At 39.0% G+C, this 22,888-nt stretch carries 18 protein-coding genes and 5 tRNA genes; 5 read left to right on the top strand and 18 right to left on the bottom strand.

From position 1 onward, the window contains the following. Positions 1-107: 107 nt before the first annotated feature. The 7 genes from clpP to I6F44_RS04495 all read right to left on the bottom strand — a co-directional run bounded on the left by clpP (position 108) and on the right by I6F44_RS04495 (position 3,118). Complete coding sequence (gene clpP, locus I6F44_RS04465) at positions 108-725, bottom strand: ATP-dependent Clp endopeptidase proteolytic subunit ClpP (protein ID WP_024590978.1); 618 nt, start codon at positions 723-725, stop codon at positions 108-110. Between the two features lie 164 nt (positions 726-889). After that, positions 890-2,194, bottom strand: a complete 1,305-nt coding sequence (gene tig, locus I6F44_RS04470; protein WP_007580935.1) for a trigger factor — start codon at positions 2,192-2,194, stop codon at positions 890-892. 378 nt (positions 2,195-2,572) lie between these two features. After that, positions 2,573-2,649, bottom strand: a tRNA-Pro gene (locus I6F44_RS04475). Between the two features lie 70 nt (positions 2,650-2,719). Further along, positions 2,720-2,796: transfer RNA gene (locus I6F44_RS04480), tRNA-Pro, on the bottom strand. Between the two features lie 14 nt (positions 2,797-2,810). Continuing rightward, a tRNA-His gene (locus I6F44_RS04485) sits at positions 2,811-2,886 on the bottom strand. Between the two features lie 23 nt (positions 2,887-2,909). After that, positions 2,910-2,986, bottom strand: a tRNA-Arg gene (locus I6F44_RS04490). A 55-nt stretch (positions 2,987-3,041) separates the two neighbouring features. Further along, a tRNA-Pro gene (locus tag I6F44_RS04495) sits at positions 3,042-3,118 on the bottom strand. Positions 3,119-3,470: 352 nt separating this feature from the next. Here I6F44_RS04495 and folD point away from each other — a divergent pair. Beyond that, complete coding sequence (gene folD / locus I6F44_RS04500) at positions 3,471-4,325, top strand: bifunctional methylenetetrahydrofolate dehydrogenase/methenyltetrahydrofolate cyclohydrolase FolD (RefSeq protein WP_002958348.1); 855 nt, start codon at positions 3,471-3,473, stop codon at positions 4,323-4,325. Between the two features lie 72 nt (positions 4,326-4,397). Here the strand turns inward: folD and cysS are convergent, their stop codons facing one another. Continuing rightward, a complete protein-coding gene (gene cysS, locus I6F44_RS04505; RefSeq protein WP_024592761.1) occupies positions 4,398-5,777 on the bottom strand; it encodes a cysteine--tRNA ligase in 1,380 nt (459 codons plus the stop codon). Between the two features lie 155 nt (positions 5,778-5,932). On the opposite strand from cysS, the gene I6F44_RS04510 reads away from it, so the two are divergent. The 3 genes from I6F44_RS04510 to I6F44_RS04520 all read left to right on the top strand — a co-directional run bounded on the left by I6F44_RS04510 (position 5,933) and on the right by I6F44_RS04520 (position 8,089). Then, on the top strand, positions 5,933-6,424 hold the full coding sequence (locus tag I6F44_RS04510; RefSeq protein WP_007580931.1) for a peptidylprolyl isomerase: 492 nt from the start codon (positions 5,933-5,935) through the stop codon (positions 6,422-6,424). An 87-nt stretch (positions 6,425-6,511) separates the two neighbouring features. Next, on the top strand, positions 6,512-7,249 hold the full coding sequence (locus I6F44_RS04515) for a UDP-2,3-diacylglucosamine diphosphatase (protein ID WP_007580929.1): 738 nt from the start codon (positions 6,512-6,514) through the stop codon (positions 7,247-7,249). A 54-nt stretch (positions 7,250-7,303) separates the two neighbouring features. Next, positions 7,304-8,089, top strand: coding sequence for a transporter substrate-binding domain-containing protein (locus I6F44_RS04520; RefSeq protein WP_007580927.1), 786 nt, complete (start codon positions 7,304-7,306; stop codon positions 8,087-8,089). Here I6F44_RS04520 and miaE read toward each other — a convergent pair. Further along, a complete protein-coding gene (gene miaE / locus I6F44_RS04525; RefSeq protein WP_007580925.1) occupies positions 8,086-8,853 on the bottom strand; it encodes a tRNA isopentenyl-2-thiomethyl-A-37 hydroxylase MiaE in 768 nt (255 codons plus the stop codon). The two genes, I6F44_RS04520 and miaE, sit on opposite strands and share 4 nt — an antisense overlap. 206 nt (positions 8,854-9,059) lie before the next feature. Between miaE and I6F44_RS04530 the strand changes: the two genes are divergently transcribed. Continuing rightward, positions 9,060-9,659 (top strand): Yip1 family protein, encoded by a 600-nt coding sequence (locus I6F44_RS04530; protein ID WP_007580923.1) that lies wholly within the window; start codon positions 9,060-9,062, stop codon positions 9,657-9,659. 116 nt (positions 9,660-9,775) lie between these two features. Here the strand turns inward: I6F44_RS04530 and purF are convergent, their stop codons facing one another. The 9 genes from purF to I6F44_RS04575 form a co-directional block, all read right to left on the bottom strand. Beyond that, positions 9,776-11,302 (bottom strand): amidophosphoribosyltransferase, encoded by a 1,527-nt coding sequence (purF, locus tag I6F44_RS04535; protein WP_007580920.1) that lies wholly within the window; start codon positions 11,300-11,302, stop codon positions 9,776-9,778. Between the two features lie 18 nt (positions 11,303-11,320). Beyond that, positions 11,321-11,815, bottom strand: a complete 495-nt coding sequence (locus I6F44_RS04540) for a CvpA family protein (RefSeq protein WP_007376853.1) — start codon at positions 11,813-11,815, stop codon at positions 11,321-11,323. Positions 11,816-12,010: 195 nt separating this feature from the next. Beyond that, complete coding sequence (locus I6F44_RS04545; protein ID WP_197173352.1) at positions 12,011-12,652, bottom strand: SPOR domain-containing protein; 642 nt, start codon at positions 12,650-12,652, stop codon at positions 12,011-12,013. 11 nt (positions 12,653-12,663) lie between these two features. After that, complete coding sequence (folC, locus tag I6F44_RS04550) at positions 12,664-13,929, bottom strand: bifunctional tetrahydrofolate synthase/dihydrofolate synthase (RefSeq protein ID WP_024590974.1); 1,266 nt, start codon at positions 13,927-13,929, stop codon at positions 12,664-12,666. A gap of 25 nt (positions 13,930-13,954) precedes the next feature. Then, a complete protein-coding gene (gene accD / locus I6F44_RS04555) occupies positions 13,955-14,830 on the bottom strand; it encodes an acetyl-CoA carboxylase, carboxyltransferase subunit beta (RefSeq protein ID WP_007376856.1) in 876 nt (291 codons plus the stop codon). Between the two features lie 140 nt (positions 14,831-14,970). Then, positions 14,971-15,768: a tRNA pseudouridine(38-40) synthase TruA gene (truA, locus tag I6F44_RS04560; RefSeq protein WP_007584098.1), complete on the bottom strand. Its 798-nt coding sequence runs from the start codon at positions 15,766-15,768 to the stop codon at positions 14,971-14,973. A gap of 148 nt (positions 15,769-15,916) precedes the next feature. Beyond that, entirely contained in the window at positions 15,917-20,326 is a 4,410-nt protein-coding gene (locus I6F44_RS04565) for a FimV/HubP family polar landmark protein (RefSeq protein ID WP_197173353.1), read from the bottom strand. Positions 20,327-20,680: 354 nt separating this feature from the next. Continuing rightward, positions 20,681-21,697 (bottom strand): aspartate-semialdehyde dehydrogenase, encoded by a 1,017-nt coding sequence (locus I6F44_RS04570; RefSeq protein WP_007586655.1) that lies wholly within the window; start codon positions 21,695-21,697, stop codon positions 20,681-20,683. Between the two features lie 48 nt (positions 21,698-21,745). After that, positions 21,746-22,867, bottom strand: coding sequence for a 4-phosphoerythronate dehydrogenase (locus tag I6F44_RS04575; RefSeq protein ID WP_197173354.1), 1,122 nt, complete (start codon positions 22,865-22,867; stop codon positions 21,746-21,748). Positions 22,868-22,888 lie beyond the last annotated feature (21 nt).

Here is a 22,888-nt window from a genome sequence, read left to right on the forward strand (position 1 = left end):
ACCAAAACTGTTGGCGGCTATTTCAATACGCTTTAACTATACCAAAATTTATTGGTTTTCGCATAGTAACTCAAAGTGGCAAACAGGCAATCCTGCTCGCCAAGCGCTTACTTTTTGTCGCGATTTGTAAACACAGAGTCTACCAAGCCGTAATCTACAGCTTGCGTGGCACTCATAAAGTTATCACGATCTGTGTCTTTAGAGATAATATCTAATGGTTGGCCTGTATGCTCAGCCATTAAGCGATTAAGCTTAGCTTTAATAGACAGAATTTCTTTAGCATGTATTTCAAAGTCAGATGCTTGACCTTGGAAACCACCTAATGGTTGGTGAATCATCACACGTGAGTTTGGTAGGCAAAAACGCTTACCTTTAGCGCCAGCAGTAAGTAAAAAAGCACCCATGCTTGCAGCTTGACCTACACATATTGTACTTACATCTGGTTTGATGAAGTTCATTGTGTCGTAAATAGCCATACCCGCAGTTACTGAACCACCTGGTGAGTTGATGTATAAAAAGATATCTTTATCAGGATTTTCTGATTCTAAAAATAGCATTTGCGCTAAAATCAGATTTGCCATGTTGTCTTCAACTTGACCTGTTAAAAAGATAATACGCTCTTTTAATAATCTCGAATAAATATCATACGAGCGCTCGCCTTTCGGTGTTTGTTCAACAACCATTGGGACCAATGCATTTAGGGGATCTGTAATACCAGTATTCATACTTATTTAATTCCTTATGCGCTTATACTTATCCTTATTATAAGGAAGCATAGTTATCGTTTTTCGCAAATTTAGAGCCAAAAACTAAAATGGCCCGGGCACGCTGTATAAACAGAGTAGCACGAGCCATTTAATCGTTAGCGAGAGCTTAAGTCAATGACTTATTAAGCACCTTGCTGTGGATTCATGATGTCATCAAATGCTTTTTCAACATCAGTAACAACTGCTTTAGCTAAAATAGCTTCAACAGCTTGCTCTTCCATTGCTACATTACGCATTTGCTGCATAAGTTGATCATTACCTTTGTAGTATTCTACTACTTCAGTTGGATCTTCGTATGCAGAAGCTACCGTTGCGATTAATGCTTCAACTTTAGCGTCATCAACTTTAATCTCGTTAGCTTTAATCACTTCACCTAATAAAAGGCCAGTTTTAACACGTGTTACAGCTTGCTCGTGGAACAATTCAGCTGGAAGCTCTGGCATGTTTTGAGCGTCGCCGCCAAAACGTTGAGCTGCTTGCTGACGTAGAGCATCAACTTCTTGATCAACAAGTGCTTTAGGCACTTCGATTTCGTTGTTAGCTAAAAGACCTTTGATTGCTTGGTCTTTAACGCTTGCTTTAACCGCTTGGTCTAGCTCACGTGTCATGTTCTTTTTAACTTCTTCTTTAAGCGCGTCTACGCCGCCTTCGGTAACACCGAATTTAGTTGCAAACTCTTCGCTTAATTCTGGTAATTCTTGCGCTTCAACTTTTTTCACTGTGATAGTGAATTGAGCCGCTTTACCTTTTAAGTTTTCAGCGTGGTAATCATCAGGGAAAGTTACATCAGCAACTACTTCTTCGCCTGCTTTTTTACCTACGATGTTATCTTCAAAACCTGGGATCATACGACCTTGGCCAAGTTCTAATGGGAAGTCTTCAGCTTTGCCGCCTTCAAATACTTCACCGTCGATAGTACCTACGAAATCAACTGTTACACGGTCGTTTTCGCCAGCAGCTGCATCAACATCAGCCCAAGCTGCGTGTTGCTTACGAAGTGTTTCTAGCATGTTAGCTAAATCTTCGTCAGTCACTGTTACCGCTGGTTTCTCAACAGTAATTTTATCTAAACCTTGAACTTCAACTTCAGGGTAAACTTCAAACGTTGCTGAGAATTCTAAATCTTTACCTGCTTCAAGTGATTTAGGTGCGAATGTAGGCGCGCCAGCTGGATTGATTTTTTCAGAAACGATTGCTTCAATGTAATTACGTTGCATTACTTCGCCAGCAACTTCTTGACGAACTGCAGGGCCAAAACGCTTGTTAATTACAGATACTGGAACTTTACCAGCACGGAAACCATCTATACGCTGTGTTTTTGACAGTTGTTGTAGGCGTTTTTTTACTTCGGTCTCAACGTTCTCTGAAGGAACGGTGATAGTTATACGGCGCTCAAGGCCTTGGGTCGTCTCAACAGAAACTTGCATGATTTACCTCAATATTCAATTTTGGCGACTGTTCGCCTTCCTTTACAAACAAAGTGATCTGCATGAGTCTTGATAAAGTTTAAGCGGTTTTTCACACTTAAAAGCATCCGTCGCTACCATGAGATACCATTGCTGCTTTGCCCTTCGGGCACTATGTTAAACAATAGACGCGGCATTATAACCTAATATTTATGATAGTCGAGTATAGGGGGCAATTATTTGGACTAGATAAGGGACTATAGAGACTAACTGAATAAAAAACAGGCTAACTAGGCATTGAATGGATTAAAGTAGAAATTATTTAATAGAATTATAGGCTAACAGATTTAGATTTATAACTTAGAGGAATTTACTTATTATTCTTATTAGATAAGAAAATGGTCGGCGATGCAGGATTTGAACCTGCGACCCCTTGGACCCAAACCAAGTGCGCTACCAAACTGCGCTAATCGCCGACATTGAAGAGTTAACTTCTTTTTTCATACTGAACACTTAAACTGAGAGTTTAAGACCATTTTAAGAAAATGGTCGGCGATGCAGGATTTGAACCTGCGACCCCTTGGACCCAAACCAAGTGCGCTACCAAACTGCGCTAATCGCCGATATTCGTTGTAAATGGGGTGACTGATGGGGCTCGAACCCACGACAACCGGAATCACAATCCGGGGCTCTACCAACTGAGCTACAATCACCGCTATATTTACATGTTTTCAAATGGTGCACCCAGAAGGATTCGAACCTTCGACCCACGCCTTAGAAGGGCGTTGCTCTATCCAGCTGAGCTATGGGCGCATCGAAAACTTCATAGTTTACCAATAAGCTATTCGATTATAATAAATTATAAAAATGGTCGGCGATGCAGGATTTGAACCTGCGACCCCTTGGACCCAAACCAAGTGCGCTACCAAACTGCGCTAATCGCCGAAACTTATTATTGTTAGCGAGTGACCTCGTTGACAACGGGGTGCATAATAGTGATTTGACGGGGTTAGGTCAAACGTTTTTTTAATAAAACCAATCAAGTGCTCATTTTTAGTCCACAATGGTTAAATATTACAATAGTAGGCTGAAATTTAAACTATTTAATAACTCAAATGTTATATACATTAAAAGCAACTTGGCGCTGCTATGCTTTTCTGCGAAAATAGTAGGCACATTATAAAACGAGTTAAATAAAGAGTATGTTTTCTTTATTAGCATTTTTACCCCTATTTTATTATGCATTCGTTTTTAGAGTATCGGTATCTAGTTAATTAACCCCAATTAAAGGTCACCCATGACGGCAAACATCATTGATGGTAAGGCAATCGCAAAACAAGTACGTAGCGCTGTAGCAGAACGCGTAAGTGAACGTGTAGCAAATGGTTTACGTGCACCAGGACTTGCAGTAGTACTTGTAGGACTTGATCCAGCAAGCCAAGTTTATGTTGGTTCAAAACGTAAAGCCTGTGAAGAAGTAGGTTTTATCTCCAAATCATTTGATTTACCAGCAGACACGCAAGAGCAAACTCTTTTAGATTTAATTGACGAGCTAAATAATGATGCCGAAGTTGATGGAATTTTAGTGCAGTTACCACTGCCAAAAGGTCTTGATGCTGAAAAGATTTTAGAACGCATTACCCCACATAAAGATGTTGATGGATTTCATCCATATAACATTGGTCGATTAGCACAGCGTATGCCTGCCCTTCGCCCATGTACCCCTAAAGGTATTATTACATTACTTGATTCAACGGGTGTACGTTATAAAGGGATGCATGCAGTTGTCGTTGGCGCGTCAAATATTGTTGGTCGTCCAATGTCGCTAGAGCTTTTATTAGCGGGTTGTACTACCACAGTATGCCATAAGTTTACTCAAGACTTAGAAACGCATGTTCGCCGCGCTGACTTATTAGTTGTGGCTGTAGGTAAACCTGAATTTATACCTGGAGATTGGATAAAAGAAGGCGCTATAGTCATCGATGTAGGCATTAACCGTTTAGACACGGGTAAATTAGTTGGTGATGTTCAATACAGTGTGGCTGAACAAAAAGCGCATTTTATTACACCTGTACCAGGTGGCGTTGGCCCGATGACGGTCGCGAGCTTAATTGAAAACACACTTGAAGCGTGTGAGAAATATCACAGCTAAGCTGTTAAAAAATCAAAAAAGGGTTGCCATTTGGCAACCCTTTTTTTGTTTAACGTGTATTACTTTAAACGCTTACGCTTTACGCCACGTTGTTTTACCGGCTGAATCTTCAAGTATTACACCTAACGCATTAAGCGCATCACGTGCTTCATCAGCAGCAGCCCAGTTTTTACTCGTACGTGCTTCATTACGTTTTACAATTAATGCTTCAATTGTCGCAACTTCGTCGTCATCTTGCCCGCCTTGTAAAAAGGCTTCCGGTGCTTGTTGAGCAACACCTAAAACGTTACCAATACTGCGTAATATAAACGCAAGTTGCCCAGCTTGAACTGCGTCACTTTCTTTTACGCGGTTTAATTCTTTAGCAAGTTCGAACAACACAGGTAGTGCTTCTGGTGTATTAAAGTCGTCATTCATTGCTTTTCTAAATTTAGCAACAAACTCATTACCTTCTAAATCGCACTCTACCGGTTCGACATCACGAAGCGCTGTATAAATGCGCTCAAGTGATGAACGCGCTTGGTCTAAATTTTCTTGTGAGTAATTTAGTTGGCTGCGGTAATGACCTGAAATTAAAAAGTAACGAACAGATTCAGGATCGTATGCTTTTAAAACTTCACGCACTGTAAAGAAGTTATCTAACGACTTAGACATTTTTTCTTTGTTTACTTGAACCATGCCAGTATGTATCCATGTATTTACATACTTGCCGTTGTTTGCACAGCACGATTGGGCAATTTCGTTTTCATGATGTGGAAACTGTAAATCAGACCCCCCACCGTGAATATCAAAATGCTCACCTAAGTGCTTTGAGCTCATTGCCGAACATTCAATATGCCAACCCGGACGCCCTTCACCCCAAGGTGATGACCATGATGGTTCACCTGCTTTTGCTTTTTTCCATAACACAAAATCAAGTGGATCGTCTTTATCTTGCGCTACTTCAACGCGAGAGCCTGATTGCAACATAGTCAAATCTTGCTGAGAAAGTGCACCGTATTGCTCAAACGTTGATACATCAAACAAAACATCGCCGTCGGCTGCGACATAGGCATGGCCTTTTTCAATCAAGCGCTTAACCATAACGATAATTTCATCCATATGGCTTGTAACTGTTGGTTCAATATCTGGGCGTAACATATTTAGGCTATCAAAATCTTCATGCATCGCTTTAGTCATGCGCACAGTTAAGTCGTTTATTGACTCACCATTTTCGTTCGCACGTTTAATTATTTTATCGTCGATATCTGTAATGTTACGTACATATTTCAAATCGTAACCAATATGGCGTAAATAGCGCACAATAACGTCAAAACCTACAAAAGTACGAGCGTGTCCAATATGGCAGTAATCATAAATGGTGATACCACACACATACATGTCGATTTTTCCTTCGACCATAGGTTTAAATTGCTCTTTTTGTCGCGTGAGTGTGTTGTATATATTTACCATTTACTTTGAGTCCTTGACTATTTACTTGAACAGTTATGTTACCACTTGAAAAGCCCCTGCTCTAGCGCTTTATAACAAACCAAACATCTACTTTGTTAATCTTAGCCAACTACGATAAAATAGCGCCAATATTTAAACCGGATATAGGAAAACACATGGTTGTTCTACACACTAATTTTGGTGACATCACCATTAAAATGTTTGAGCAAGAAGCTCCAAACACAGTTAAAAACTTTTTAGAGTATGCAAATGCTGATTTTTTCAACGGCACTATCTTTCATCGTGTAATCGATGGTTTTATGGTTCAAGGCGGTGGTTTTGTTCCAGGTATGGAACAAAAAGAAGTAAACGACCCAATTCAGAATGAAGCGAATAATGGCCTGTCTAATAAAGTAGGCACTTTAGCTATGGCACGTACACCTGATCCTCATTCAGCTACAGCACAGTTTTTCATTAACGTGAACAACAACGACTTTTTAAACCACAGCAGCGAAACATCGCAAGGTTGGGGTTATTGTGTTTTTGCTGAAGTAGTAGAAGGCATGGACGTAGTAAATAAGATTAAAGCAGTTGCAACAGGTAGTACTGGTTTTCACCAAGACGTACCTCTTGAAGATGTGATCATCGAAAGCGTTACTGTTAACTAGTAACGTTTACTCATATTATGTGAGTATATAAGCGGGTGTGTACTATTAGTATATGCCCGTTTTTTTAAAACTAGAATAGACTGACCTATGACTCGCCAAACTTACTTTATTGCAGATTTACACCTAAGCGAAAACCGCCCCGACATTAGCGCTGCATTTTTTGACTTTTTAAATACACATATATTAAATAAAGATGTAGATGCACTTTATATTTTGGGTGATTTTTTTGAAGTATGGGTTGGAGATGACTACATTACTGCACTGAGTGCCGATGTAGCAAAACATTTAAGCGCCGTTAATGATGGTGGCACACCTGTTTATTTTATTCATGGCAATCGTGATTTCATTATGCGCAAGCAATATGCCGACATGGCCGCAATGACATTACTCGATGAACAAACAGTCATTGATTTATATGGCACGCCTACCGTTATTTTACATGGCGACGAAATGTGCACCCAAGACACTGAATATCAAAACTTTCGTAAAAAGAGCCGTGGTTGGTGGTGGCCAAAATTGATGCTTGCAATGCCGCTTTGGTATCGTAAAAAAATAGCGCGTAATGCCCGCGAAAAAAGTAAGTTAAGCCAAGCTGATAAACCTATCGAAATTTTAGACGTTGTCGATGAGGCTGTACTTGCCACCTTTGCCAAACATAACGTTACGAATATGATTCATGGTCATACTCATCGCCCTAATGTTCATACGTATAAAGTTAATGAACAAACACTTACTCGCACAGTGCTAGGTGACTGGTATACCCAAGGCTCTTATTTAGTCGTTACCCCTCAATCACAAGAATTAATTAGCACGCCTTTCGCATAATTTAAAATTCTGACTATTATTTATCTATATATATGAATAATAGTGAGAGGTTGAATGATTAAGCTGTTAATTTTCATCGTAGTAATTGCCATTCCTACACAAGTATTTAGCAAGCAAACATGGCAAATTGTTACAGAAAACTACCCTCCCTATTTTAGCGAAAACCTACCTAGTAATGGCTGGCTATATGAAATAGCCGAATCAGCTCTTAAAACGCAAGGTATTAATAGCGAAGCCGAGTTTACGACCTGGGACCGCGCCCTAAAGCTATTAGAAAAAAACAGAAAAACCGCTATTTTAGGTGCTTTTTATTCATTAAAAAGAAATGAAGTTTTTTACTACTCTCGTCCACTTGCAGTTGCTCACTCAGGAGTTTTCAAACGAAAAGAGAGTGTTATTAATTTCGATGGTACAGTTCAATCATTAACACCTTATAGTATTGGCACAGAAGACAATGCCGTTGTAAGCCAAGAGTTTGCTAGAAATAGGGAGCTGGCAATAACGTCCACTAAAAGCCTTCCTACAAGCTTATATTTACTACAACAAGGGCGTATTGATTTAGTCGCGGGTACTAAAGAGGTTGGAAATTATTGGCTTGAACACACTAAAACCGAAGATTCAGATGATAATAATATTGAGTACTTATCGCCAGATCTTGCTTCTCATAAACTATATTTAGTTGTCTCTAAATCAAATTATAGAGCCAAAGAATACTTACAAAAATTTAATAGAGGAATTGATATAATAACTAAAAATGGATGCATTGCTAAAATTATGAAAAAACATAATTTCAGCAATCAGAAAATAGCAGAGTATATTAATTTCTTAAAAGAAAATTAGCTTTGCGCTATTGGAACACCGCTGTGAAATTTAAAATCAGTATCGGTTGTAGAAATTAGCTCTTTTTCTTTTTCACCAAAAAAGTTTACGCGTTCGGTAATATCAAAATCAGCAATTTCTTGCGCTAAAGTTAAATAATCTTGGTAATGACGCGCTTCTGAACGTAACAACGAAATATAAAAATCACCTAAACGTTTGTCAACATGCGGTGCAAGCTTTGCAAAACGCTCACACGAACGCGCCTCAATATAAGCGCCTACTATTAGCTTATCGACTAATGCATCGGGCTCGAACGTTTTAACATGACGGAGCATGCCTTTTGCGTAACGACATGGTGTAATACTTCGATACTCAACACCGTACTCGTCCATAATTTCGAGCACTTGATAAAAGTGATGCAGCTCTTCTTTTATCAGCAAAACCATTTTATCGATTAGACCTTGCCCGTATGGAGAACTCGATTTAGGAATTATTGATTTAGTGAGCTTATTTTTAGCAGCCAGATCGCGCCAATTCCCTTCTCGCTTGTAAATAAGCGTTTCAAATGGCTTTAGCCACTCGAGTAATGCATCACTACCCTCTTTATCTACCGCGTATTTACGTATTAAAAACATCGCACTTTGAGCTGCTTTTAATTCACAAATTAAGTGATCTATTAAAATGACTGATAAGTTTTCTTTTTTAATTGCTTGCTCCACCCATTGCTCTGGGGTGGTACACAATAAAAAGTTATTAATCGGCTCTAAAAGTTGGCTATGTGGCACGTTGACTGCTCATTACTAAATAAATTTGATAGACCGTTATTTTAACACGAAATTTTGCTTGGGATAAATCAAAGCCCTTATCTGCGTCTAAATGTTAATAACGAGTTAACTTGACTTTGCAAAATAAGTGAACCATAACTGTACATAGACTGTATAAAAATAAACCAACCAAAACAATAATACGTTCCTTTTATGGAGTAAGTACTATGATACTAAATCACCTCTGGGGCATTTATGCTCACCCACTTGAAGAATGGCAAACAATAGATAATCGCCATGAAAGTTTAACCTATAGTTTGTCGCATATTTTACTGATTGCTTTATTTCCTTCAATAATGGGCTACTACTCATCTGTTTATTTAGGATGGAGTATAGGTGCAGGCAATCCCGTATTTTTAACGCACGATAGTGCACTGCTAATTGCAGGTGCAATGTATTTTGCTTTAATAGCGGGTGTTTTTGCATTGGCGTATTTAGCCCATTGGATGGCGGTTACATTTGGCTCTAAACCTACATTTACACAAACACTTGAACTTGCAGCATATACTGCAACACCAGTGTTTATGTCGGCACTCGCCGCTTTTTGGCCTGTACTTTGGTTTGTAGTGTGTATTGGAATTATTGCACTGGCTTACTCGGTTTATTTACTCTATACCGGCGTACCAATACTTATGCATATCCCAGAAGAGCGCGGCTTTATTTACGCCAGCTCGGTAGTAACGTGTGGATTAATATTACTGGTTATTATTTTAGCTGTAACAGCTATGCTTTGGACTAATGGGATTGTTAGCCCAATGTTTACTTAATAAATTTCACCTAAAAAAAGAGTCATGTTTGATAGAAATGTTCCCTTTCTTTCCTTCGCAAAAAAGGAGCTAATTAGCTCCTTTTGTTTGTGTAACGACTTTTTATTAACTAATCATTAATCAGCTTCGTTTTCGTCTTGGTTGTGTATCTCTAAACCTGAAGACATCGCACTTTCGCGGGTGCTTTTTGCTGAATCGTTACGTAGCTTATCAATACGATTTAAATAGTTTTGATCAATATCGCCAGTAATATATTGGCCATCAAATACTGAAGTTTCAAACTTAGTAATTTCAGGATTTTCTTGGCTAACCGCAGCAATTAAATCTTTTAACGATTGAAAGATTAAACCGTCAGAACCAATACTTGCATTAATATCTTCTACTTCACGTCCGTGAGCAATAAGCTCAGCTGCTGAAGGCATATCAATACCGTACACATTAGGGAAGCGTATTTCAGGTGCCGCTGATGCAAAGTAAACGTTTTTAGCGCCAGACTCTCGGGCCATTTCAACAATTTGTGCTGATGTTGTACCACGAACAATTGAGTCATCAACTAATAATACGTTTTTACCTTTAAACTCGCGATCAATTGCGTTTAGCTTTTGACGCACTGATTTTTTACGCATCTCTTGGCCAGGCATGATAAATGTACGACCAATATAACGGTTTTTAACAAAACCTTGGCGATACGGTAAATCAAGTACACGTGCGATTTCCAGTGCTACATCACATGAAGTTTCTGGGATTGGGATAACTACATCAATATCTTTGTCAGCCCATTCACGTGCAATTTTTTCGCCTAGTTTAGTCCCCATGTTTACGCGTGTTGCGTACACAGACATACGGTCTATTGTTGAGTCAGGTCGAGCAAAATAAACAAATTCAAAAATACACGGCGAGTAAGATGCCTTATCAGCACAACTAAGTGAATGGAATTCACCTTCTTCTGTAACATATATAGCTTCACCAGGGGCTACATCACGTACAAACTCAAAACCGTCCGGTTTCAACGCAACGCTTTCTGAGGCAAACATGTACTCAGTACCTTTTTCGGTTTCGCGTTTACCAAATACAAGTGGGCGAATACCATTAGGGTCGCGAAAAGCAACAATGCCGTGGCCGATAATCATAGCAATAGTTGCATAACCACCGCTTACTTTATTGTTTACTTCGGTTACCGCAGTAAAAATATCTTCAGGGTCTAAATGCAACTTATCAGATTTGCTTAATTCATGTGCCATGATATTAAGTAAAATTTCAGAGTCTGATGTTGTATTAACGTGACGACGTGCTTCTGAGAATAACTGCTCTTTTAAAGCTTCTGCATTAGTAAGGTTGCCATTATGGGCAAGTGCTATACCAAACGGTGAGTTAACATAAAAAGGCTGTGCTTCAGATGAGCTTGAAGATCCTGCTGTAGGATAGCGCACATGGCCAAGACCAATTGTACCTTGTAGTCGTTTCATATGACGTGTGTGAAAGGCATCTTTCACTAAGCCATTTGCTTTGCGCAAGCTAAACGTATTATTCTCAATGGTAATGATACCCGCGGCATCTTGACCACGGTGCTGCAAAACAGTTAAGCCATCATAAATCGCCTGATTCACAGGGGATGTTCCGACTATTCCAACGATACCACACATGTAATTTATCCTCGCCGATTAACGGTTTACTGAATTTAAAAAGCTCGAGTTGTTTTCTAGGTACGAAAAGAACCATTCAACAACAAAGCCAAATTCTGGAATCAAAATAGAATTGCCCCACCAGTGCGTATTGGGTGCACCAGTAAAAGCATCAAGAAAGAAGAGTAACGCGCTCACGACCAACACGCCTCGTAGAGCACCAAACACTATGCCAAAGACACGGTCGGTACCCGATAAACCAGTACGATGTACAAGCTCACCTAAAATATAGTTTAGTAAACCGCCTAACAGTAGCGTCGCAAAGAATAATATGGCTATGGCCGCAGCATTTCTTAAAAGGGGTTCAGAAATGGTTGTTAGGAAGGAAGCTAAATATTGGTAAAATAAGCTAGAGATGATAAAGGCGCCAGCCCATACCGCTAATGACATTGCTTCTTTTACAAAGCCGCGTATTAAACCGATGATGGTAGACAATGCAATGATGCCAATAATGGCGTAATCAACCCAGATCATAAGAACCAATTAGTCGCTAATTTGGGGCGCATTCTATACCCAAACATCGTTAGTATGCAAGTTTAAACGGGAGATTACTGGGTTGTAGTCAATACAAAAAATTAACATTATAGAATGGGTATTGTGAGATAAAGATAATGATAAAAACAAATATAAATAAATAAAAAAAGGCTTGTGATACAAGCCTTTTTTAAATTATTTTGTTACTTCGTATTGCGTAACTTTACCATTTAATTTAGTAAGCTCTTTCAGCTGGGGAAGCTGCTTTTGTAATTCATTTTTATCAAGCGAAGGACCAACAAATACCTTGGTTAACGTCCCATTTGGGGTTTTAATCGGTTTAGTAAACGTTTTAAACCCTTCAACTTTTAATTTAGCCTGTAATGCTTTTACATTTGCAACATGTGAAAAACTACCTAATTGAATAACGTAAGCCATACTTGTTAGGTTTTCATCACTTTTACGAGGCGCAATAGGTTTTGGTTTAGCCTGAACCGGTGCCTTAGTGATCGGTGTTGCTTTGGGTTCAATAGTCGCTTCAACAACTTTATTCTCTACAGCGTAGTCACTCTCATCAATAGCGTTTTGCTGCTCAAAAGCTTCATCGTCAGCTTGAATATCTTCAATTTCATCTTGTTTTAGTGGCTCAGCATTAGCCATGTTTTCATCAATTGACTCTTGAAGATCGATTGTTTTGAACTCAGGGCGATCAGGTATCGCTTTAAAGCCCTCTTTATAATGCACTTTTTCGCCATCGAGTATATTAGGGATAAACACAATTGCTGCGATCACTACTATACTTGTTCCGACTAAGCGATTAATAAAACTTGAGTTCACCGACATCCTCTCTATTTTTTAAAGTAATTAATAGCGCCGGCCACTGTAAAAAATGAACCAAATACAATCAACATAGTATCACTTTGTTGTTTTGGTAAAATTACACTCAGTGCCTGTGCCACACTATCATAGCTATTGATAGTATTATGATGAGATATACCCTGCAGCGCATTTTGTAAATTACTTGCAGTGTCGCCTCGCGGACCACTTAAGCTCGCTAATGACCACTCATCGACCAAGTGACTTACTTCTTTGAGTACACCCACTTTATCTTTATCAGCAAGCATAGCGGCTAATGCATGAATTTTAAAGCCTTTATCTTTATAGCTTGATAACTTATTGGCTAAATAACGCGCCGACTCAGGGTTATGTGCTACATCGGTAAAGACTAAAGGCTCAGCGCTTAACTGCTGAAACCGCCCTTCTACAACTAAATTAGCGAGGCAACTTCGTATGACTTGCTCACTAGGTAATAAGCTTAAAACACTTAGCGCAGTTAACGCAGTTGCTGCATTTTGACACGGTATTGCTGGCTTATCTATTACAAGATTATGTTCTTTATATTGCCAATTAAAGCTCTCAGCATTCTCTTTGAAAATAAAGTCACTGCCCGACAACGTCATATTGGCATTAATTTCTTTGCCGTAATCAGTCATTGTGTGAGGAATATTTAAATCCCCTATAATAGCAGGCGTATTTTCACGAAAAATACCGGCTTTATCATAAGCCACTAACTCTCGTGTATCACCTAGGTACTCTTTATGATCTAAATCGATAGTGGTGATCACGCTTGCAAAGGGAGTTACTATATTTGTAGCATCAAAGCGCCCGCCTAGACCAACCTCTAGTAATACATAATCGACCTTACAGCGTTTAAAAATTGCCAACGCACCCAAAGTACCATATTCAAAATAAGTCAAAGGAGTGTCTTTACGGCCTTGCTCAAGCTGGTGAAAAGCATCTATATGAAATTGGTCTGCCAGTTCTTCGCCATTAACTCGTACACGCTCGTTATAACGAATTAAATGAGGAGATGCGTAAGTACCCACGCTAAAACCTTGCGCTAGCAATAGCGACTCTAAGCAACGTGCAGTGGTGCCCTTACCGTTTGTACCGGCAATAAGAATAATTTTACTTGGAGTGTTTAAAAGGCCAATATTGTTGGCAACATTAGCAACTCGTTCTAGGCCCATTGCAATGTTAGCTGGGTGAACACTTTCTAAATAAAAAAGCCAATCATCAAGGCTTGATGATTGGCTAGGAATTGTTTTTGTCATAGCGTGTAATCAGTAAAGCTGAAATTTACGCTACTCTATGCTCTTGTTCCGTAGAAGGCAAGTTCATAAATTTAGCTAAAATGCGTGCAAGGGTATCGCGCATTTCACGGCGGTCAATAATCATGTCAATTGCACCATGTTCTAGCAAAAATTCACTACGCTGAAAACCTTCAGGTAATGTTTCGCGAACAGTCTGCTCAATAACACGAGGACCTGCAAAACCAATTAACGCTTTAGGTTCAGCAACGTTAATATCACCCAGCATAGCAAGTGATGCAGATACACCACCCATTGTCGGGTCGGTCATTACTGAAATAAATGGAAGACCTTTTTCCGTCATTTTTGCAAGTGCAGCACTTGTTTTAGCCATTTGCATAAGCGACATAAGCGCTTCTTGCATACGTGCTCCGCCTGATGCAGAAAAACAAATAAGCGGCATGTTATGCTCTAAACATTGATCAACAGCATCAACAAAGCGAGCGCCAACAACAGAAGCCATTGAACCACCCATAAATGAGAACTCAAATGCTACCGCTGCCACTGGAATACCTTTTAATCGGCCTTTCATAGCTACAAGTGCATCTTTTTCACCACTTGCTTTTTGGGCTGCACTGATACGGTCAGAGTACTTTTTAGAATCTTTAAACTTAAGAATGTCTTTAGGCTCATGTTGTGTACCAAGCTCTTGACGATCACCTTCATCTAAAAAGTGCTCTAGGCGCTTACGGCCACTAACACGCATGTGATGGTCACACTTAGGACATACGTTTAATGACTTTTCTAATTCAGCTTTATATAAAATTGAATCACACGATGTACACTTAGCCCAAACACCTTCTGGGATTTCTTTACGACCTGATGATTTTGTCGTTTTAGGTAAGATTTTTTCTAGCCAACTCATTTGCAACTCTCTTAATACTGTTCTGTGTCGCGAGCCTGCTAATAGCAATTAGCAGACAAATTTTTTCAATTAAAACATGAATTACACTAACGCGGTATAAAAAACTGGTCTTAGTAGTTAAAAGTGCTCATAAAAAGTACTTATACCACATCTATATCAGGCAAAAATAAAGGGCCTAAAGGTGTTTGAGGAATATTAAATTGCTCAGGGTAGTCAACATCCACTAAATACAAACCAGCAGCCTTAGCGGTAGCACTGGCCTTTGCGCGTTCTTTACAATCAAGTAGCTCTTTTATCCATATAGGTTGTTGTTTATGTAAACCAACATCCATTAAGCTGCCTGTGATATTACGTACCATGTGATGTAAAAATGCATTCGCTTTAATATCAATAATAACGTAAGTACCTTGGCGCTGTACCGACAGATGATGAATTGTTCTTGTCGGTGTATTCGCTTGGCAATGTATCGCTCTAAAAGAGGTGAAATCGTGTTTACCTATTAAGTACTGACACGCCTCTTGCATCTTTGTTTCATCAAGATGATGATGAAAATGCGTAACCCCCTCGTTTAATACCGCACCTCGTAGGGGGGAGTTATAAATAACATAGCGATAACGACGAGCTGTAGCACTAAAACGGGCATGAAAGTCATCAGCAACCGGTTGGGCAAAGCGAATAGCAATATCTTTAGGCATTAAAGTATTCATACCTAGTGTAAATGCGACCATATCGCGATCGGCTTGCGTTTCAAAGTGTATTACTTGGCCTGTACCGTGCACACCAGCATCTGTACGCCCTGCACATATAACTTCAACAGGATGATTACAAATACGCGACAACGCTTTTTCTACTTCTTGCTGTACGCTATTTACATGTGATTGACGCTGCCAACCACTATAACGTGCGCCGTTGTATTCAACTCCAAGTGCTACTCGCATAATTACCGTTTTACCTACTGTGCTAATGAACGAGGCATTTTATGCTATCTAACGATGCAATAAAAGGAGACCTGTCGTAATCAAACCAATACACATAAAAAAACCCGTATTTAGCTAAGCTAGATACGGGTTCTTATAAACATTTTAATTATTTTAGTTTAGCTTTTAAGCTAAGTGCTTCCTCTTGAACTTCTTCAGGACCTTTGTTAATGACATCCTCAATAACTTTAAGCGCAGAATCAAAATCATCAATTTCAATATAAGCACGCGCTAAATCAAGTTTAGCTGAGTAGCCACCACTTTCAGCATCAACATCCGTTGGGTTATCACCTGCAAGTAATGCATCAAACTCACTCAAACCGACATCCATATTAACGTCGGTGTAAGGTTCGTGTTCAAGTTCAGCGTCGTCACTTTCTTCTAATAATGAATCAATATCTACAAATTCGTCATTATCAAGTTGCTCAACATCACTACCTTCAACAAGTGACTCTTTTGTAGTTAATGAATCATCTGTCTCTAAGTCTTCTTTTAGCAAGCTGTCAAAGTCAACATCAAATTCACTGCTGTCATCAACACTTAAGTCTTCAGGCTCTGCTAACTCACTAAGTAATGAATCAAAATCAGTTTGCGTCAAATTCGACATAAACTCTTCATCAAGTTCGTCGTCAGAGCTAATATCAGTGCTACCCACTTCATCTAAGCTTGTTAACTGTGCTTCGCGCTCTGCATTTGTTTGCTCTTGCGATTCGTCTGATAACTCATCAGTTAGCGCTTGCTCTAAACTATCTTCGTCAAATTCAGCATCTAATTCAGAAAAATCATTTTCAATTAAAATCTCATCATCAAAATCATTTTCTAAACTATCTAAATCAGCATCTGCCATAAGTGCGTTTGCTAAATCTTGCTCAGCTTGGCTGGAAGCGACTCCCGGTGCCTCACCATCTAAATCATCCCCTTGTAATTCTTCAGGGGTAAATGGCAACTCACTTTCTAATGTTTCTTGAACTTCATCAAGGTTAAGAGGTTTGATGTCATCTTCAATACTTGGTGGTTCAACAGAATCAACCTCATTATTAATTTCTTGAAGTAAATCATCATCAAGCGACTCATCTTCAATCTCCGTTTCAGTTTCTAATTCAGAGAAGTCATTATCAATTAATAGTTCATCATCAAAATCATCTTCTAAACTATCTAAATCACCATCTGCCATAAGCGCATTTGCGAGATCTTTCTCTGTTTGACTAAGTGCTACTGCATTTTCATCACCCGATGCATCTCCTTTAAGCTCTTGCGGCTCAAACGAAGGCTCATTCTCTAATAATGATTGATCATCGTCTAATTCAAGTTCAGGATATTCATCCAACTCTTCACTTGGCGTTACAAGCTCGCTATCAAGCTGCTCTTCAATTTCAGTAAGATCTGAGTCATCGTCGCCCGCTAGCGGATCGTCACCAAGATCAACTTCTATTTCTTCAAGATCATCATCAAGCTCATCTAAAGACCAATCAGGTGTTTCTATATAGTCGTCATCAGTGGCCTGTTGTAGCTCACTTAAAAGCTCATCAACGCTCTTTAAAGTATCATCTGTATATTCTTCAAGTGCATCTTCAGGATCAAGAAGCGACTCTGATGTGTCTGAAAAATCATCAACCGTTACATCTATAAGTTCTGGCTCTTGTTCAAGCTCAGGCTCTTCTTCAAGCTCTGGCTCTTCTTCAAGCTTAGGCTCATCGTAAAGCTCTGGCTCTTCTTCAAGTTCTGGTTCTTCTTCAAGCTCTGGCTCTTCTTCAAGCTCAGGCTCTTCTTCAAGCTCTGGCTCTTCTACAAGTTCTGGTTCTTCTTCAAGCTCTGGCTCTTCTTCAAGCTCTGGCTCTTCTTCAAGCTCTGGCTCTTCTTCAAGCTCTGGCTCATCGTAAAGCTCTGGTTCTTCTTCAAGTTCTGGCTCTTCTTCAAGCTTAGGCTCTTCTTCAAGCTTAGGCTCTTCTTCAAGTTCTGGCTCATCGTAAAGCTCTGGCTCTTCTTCAAGTTCAGGTTCTTCTTCAAGCTCAGGCTCTTCTTCAAGCTCAGGCTCTTCTTCAAGCTCAGGCTCTTCTTCAAGCTCAGGCTCTTCTTCAAGCTCGGGCTCTTCTTCAAGCTTAGGCTCTTCTTCAAGCTCTGGCTCTTCTACAAGTTCTGGTTCTTCTTCAAGCTCTGGCTCTTCTACAAGCTCTGGTTCTTCTTCAAGCTCTGGCTCTTCTTCAAGCTCTGGCTCTTCTGTAAGTTCAGGCTCTTCATTTAATGATGAAGCAAGCGACTCAATATCATCGACATTTAATTCTTCTTGAGCATCTGCTAAATCCTCAACTGAGTCTGCTAATGCATTATCAAGTTCTGAATCTCTTACATCTGAATTTTTTAGTTCATCATCAATTAGGTTATCTATGTCGTCTAAATCAAAGTCGTTACTTTCCTCAACTAATGATTTATCTGCAGTATCAACCGCTGCCTCATCAATTAAGCTATCTATGTCGTCTAAATCAAAGTCGTCACTTTCCTCAACTAATGAATCATTTGCAGTATCAACTGCTGCCTCATCAATTAGGTTATCTATGTCGTCTAAATCAAAGTCGTCACTTTCCTCAACTAATGAATCATTTGCAGTATCAACCGCTGCCTCATCAATTAAGCTATCTATGTCGTCTAAATCAAAGTCGTCACTTTCCTCAACTAATGAATCATTTGCAGTATCAACTGCTGCCTCATCAATTAGGTTATCTATGTCGTCTAAATCAAAGTCATCACTTTCCTCAACTAATGAATCATCTGCAGTGTCAACCGCTGCTTCATCAATTAAGCTATCTATGTCATCTAAATCAAAATCGTCGCTTTCCTCAACTAATGAATCATCTGCAGTGTCAACCGCTGCTTCATCAATTAAGCTATCTATGTCATCTAAATCAAAATCGTCGCTTTCTTCTAGAAGTTCATCTTCGTCGAGTAACTCTGCATCAATTGAGTCATCTACCACATCACTTTTTGGGTCATTCGCTTCATCAATTAAGCTATCTATATCGTCTAAATCAAAGTCGTCGCTTGTATCAAGTTCAGCTGAAGTGTTATTTGAGGTATCTAATTCTGTTGATGTTTGATCTAATAATTCATCTATATCAAAATTATCATCATCTGCAAGCTCCTCACTTAAAGCCGCCATTTCATCATGAGACTCTAAGCTATCATCCTCTAAAGCTTCGCTTGTTTGCGGTGCATCAAACTCAGGTAGACTATCGTCTTCATCAAACAAGCTATCTAAATCGTCATTAGTTAGAATTTCATCATTGTTTATTGAGTCATCAGATAAGTCTAAATCAATATCTTCAGCGTTTTCATCTGAAGGTTGATCAAACCCTTGCTGCATAAAAATATCGAGTTCATCATCGTCATCGGTATTTTCATCATCAAAAACAATGTCATCACTTAGTAGACTTTCAAGCTCATCCTGATCGAGTAAATTCTCACCACCTGAAAAATCATCTAGGCCGTCATCTAAATCATCATCAGGCAACATACCATTTTCAAGATTATCATCAAGTTGAACACTCAAGTCATCTAAAGGGTCGGGTACAATTGGATCGTCATTTAAACTTGGACCTAAATCATCATCGCCAGTGTAAATTGGGGTTTGTGGTAAAAAGTCATCATCGTTTTGTGGCTCTTCTTGATTACTTGCTCGTTTGCGTAAAAACATAACAATTGCAAAAATAATCAGTAGCCCAGGAATAAACATTAATAAACCCAGCACTATCGGATTTGAAAATAATGAGCTTAAATCAAACGATTCTTTTGGTACTATCTCTTGTTTTTTTTGTTGTGCAATAATCTCGTTTTGCTTAACAATTAGTTCTTTTAATTGATTTTGAATTTCACTGTCTTGCCCTAACTGCAAGCGTAAGTTTTCGAGTTCGTTTGAAATACCTGATAATTGTTTTTTAAGATTATTATTCTCAACTAAAATTTCTTCTACATTGCTTACAGAATTTTTAAATTGTTGTTGTAACTCAACCAGCTTAGTACTTTGCTCTGTTTTTATTTCATTTAATTCTTTCTGTATCTCTTTTTTGGCATCGTCTACGTCGACTTTACGAGCTTGGGTTACTTTTGTTTGTGCTGAGGTAATTTCGCTTTGCGTAAGTGTGCCATTTTTTTTCTTTTCCCATAATGCATCATCTTGCTCTGAGCGTTGTTTTGCAAGCTGTGTATTTACACCTTTTATTTCGGCTAAAGTAGGGATTTTTAAATAGGCACCATTTTGAATATGATTAAGATTTTGTTCTAAAAAAGAGTTGGGGTTTTTGTTATACAAGGCCTGCATAACTTGATAAATGCTGACGGAGTTATCTGGGCGCACTTTAGCCGCTATACGCCAAAGTGTATCTGTTGGTTTAATTGGCCCAATAGATCGCCCTTGCGCACCATAGTCAACGCCTTTAGGCCCCTTTAATTGGGTACTGTCTTGAGAGTAAACTGGCGTTACTATCAATGCAGACGCTAATATAATAAGTGTAACTAAACCGCGCATGCTGATCCTTTAATATTTAAATATTAACAAAACACTTAAAGCTTAAGTGCATAAATATTGTTGATTATTGCTGTTATCAGCCAAATGACTGATTCGCATTTATTATTACAATCTATTTTTATTGCAAGCTCTATTCCAATTACAAACTATAAACCAGTTAAGGCTTAATATCCATCGCAACACCTTGAAAATAAATGCCTTAAAACATCTTTATAAATATTAATTTATTGAGTGTTATCAATCAGTTTTTATACTTTTAAAAATAAACGGCAAAAAACTGACAAGCTCTATAAACAAAAAGCGGCAAACAAATAATGTTTACCGCTTCGAAAGTGTGTTCAGCGCTATTAACTATTACATGTAATTAGCAATAAGCTCTTCTGCAATTTGAATACTGTTAGTTGCAGCACCTTTGCGAGTGTTATCACTTACAACCCACATGTTTAATCCATGAGGATGAGAAATATCAGCACGTAATCGGCCTATATAAACAGTATCGTTACCACTAGCGTCAGACACTGCTGTAGGGTAATCACCTTCATCATCAATTAGCTCGACACCAGGCGCGTCTTTTAAAAGTTGCTTAACGTGTTCAAAGTCATAAGGCATGCGCGTTTCAATATTAATTGATTCTGAGTGACCAAAAAACACGGGAACACGTACACATGTAGGATTTACTGCAATAGTGGTATCACCCAAAATTTTATGAGTTTCATTTACCATTTTCATTTCTTCGCGTGTATAGCCATTATCCTCAAAGCTATCAATTTGAGGAATAACGTTAAATGCAATTTGCTTTGGAAATACTTTATTATCCATAGGGCGTGCATTCATCAAGTTAGCTGTTTGCTTTGCAAGTTCATCAACCGCTTCTTTACCTGCGCCCGATACAGCTTGGTAAGTAGATACGTTAATACGGTCTATTCCGTAAGCATCATAAATTGGTTTAAGTGCTAACATCATCTGAATAGTTGAACAGTTAGGGTTAGCAATAATATTACGATTCCTAAAATCAGCTAGACTTGAAGCATTAACTTCTGGCACCACTAGTGGGATTTCAAAATCATTTCTAAAGTGCGATGTATTATCGATTACAATACAGCCGGCATCAGCAGCAATAGGAGCATATTTTTCAGATACACTACCACCAGCAGAAAACAAACCTATATGCGCTTGGCTAAAATCAAAGCCTTCAACGTCAAGTACTTCAATGGTCTCACCACGAAACTTTATGTCTTCACCTGCGCTGCGGCTGCTCGCAAGTAAAAAAAGCTGATCTACAGGAAACTTACGATCTGCTAGCGTTTCAATGATTTGACGGCCTACTAAACCAGTAGCGCCAAGTACGGCAACGTTATATTTTTGCGACATATTTCTTCCTCTATAAACGACATTAAAACAACATCGTTAGTTAAATAATTATTTAGCTATGCTAAAGCCAAGTTGACTAAGTGCTGCTAGTTGTGGGCTATCACCTTGTAGGAATAAGGTGCTAAATTCTCGCCTTACCGGATAGTTTTTACGTAAACTATCAAAGCCCTCACCTTCTAAATGACGAAGTAAAATTCCGTCATCGCGGCGTACGTCATAAATTAAATGCACCAAACGGGCAATATCTTGCTCGCTAAGGCTTTGCGTAACAGTTGCATGTGTAATAGCAGGTATTGGTAAAAAATCATCCAACGATTTACTCACCTCTACACCTTTTAGGTCACACAATTTTTGATACAACATTTGTGTACCTCGTGCTTTCCCCTCAAGTGTATGCCCTGCGATATGCACACTGGCATAACGCACATGCTCTAGTAATTCAGTTAGAATATTGGGCTCTTTTTCCCATACATCAAGTACTATATCTAAATCAGCCCCAGCTTCCATTACCTCAAGCAATGCTTGATTATCAATTACGTCGCCTCGGCTTGCATTAATTAGCGTGGTTCCTGGCTTAAGTGCTTTTAATCGCTCTTTATTCATCATTTGCAGCGTTTTGTGCTCGCCACTTTTAATAAGTGGAACATGAAAAGTAACAACATCTGATTGCGCTAATAACTCATCAAGCGCTACATGCTCTTGTAGTAAGCCCTGTTCGTGCTTAATTGGATCGCATAACAGTAAGTCGACATTTAATGCTTTTAATTTTTGCGACAAACACGTGCCAATGTTACCCATTCCTACAATACCAATTGTTTGACCACACAATGGGCGCGCATTTTCTTGGCTTAATGCAAATAAACTACTAATTACATATTCAGCTACAGCAACGGCATTACAACCAGGAGCACTGGTAAAAGCAATATTTCTGTCATGTAGTAATTGCGTATCAATATGGTCAATGCCAATTGTGGCAGTGCCCACAAAGCTCAGCTTGTTAGCTTGTGCCAATAGTTCATGATTAACATTAGTCACTGAACGAGTAAGGAGTACATCTACATTTATTAATTGTTCAGGCGTTAATTTACGACCATCAAAACGCTCAACCTCACCAAAGTCTGCAAAGTACTGCTCAACTAAAGGCATATTTTGATCGGCAAGAATTTTCATCACTGAGTCCGTTTGGCAATT

The sequence above is a fragment of the Pseudoalteromonas sp. NZS11_1 genome (assembly GCF_015864275.1).
GTDB lineage: Bacteria > Pseudomonadota > Gammaproteobacteria > Enterobacterales > Alteromonadaceae > Pseudoalteromonas > Pseudoalteromonas arctica.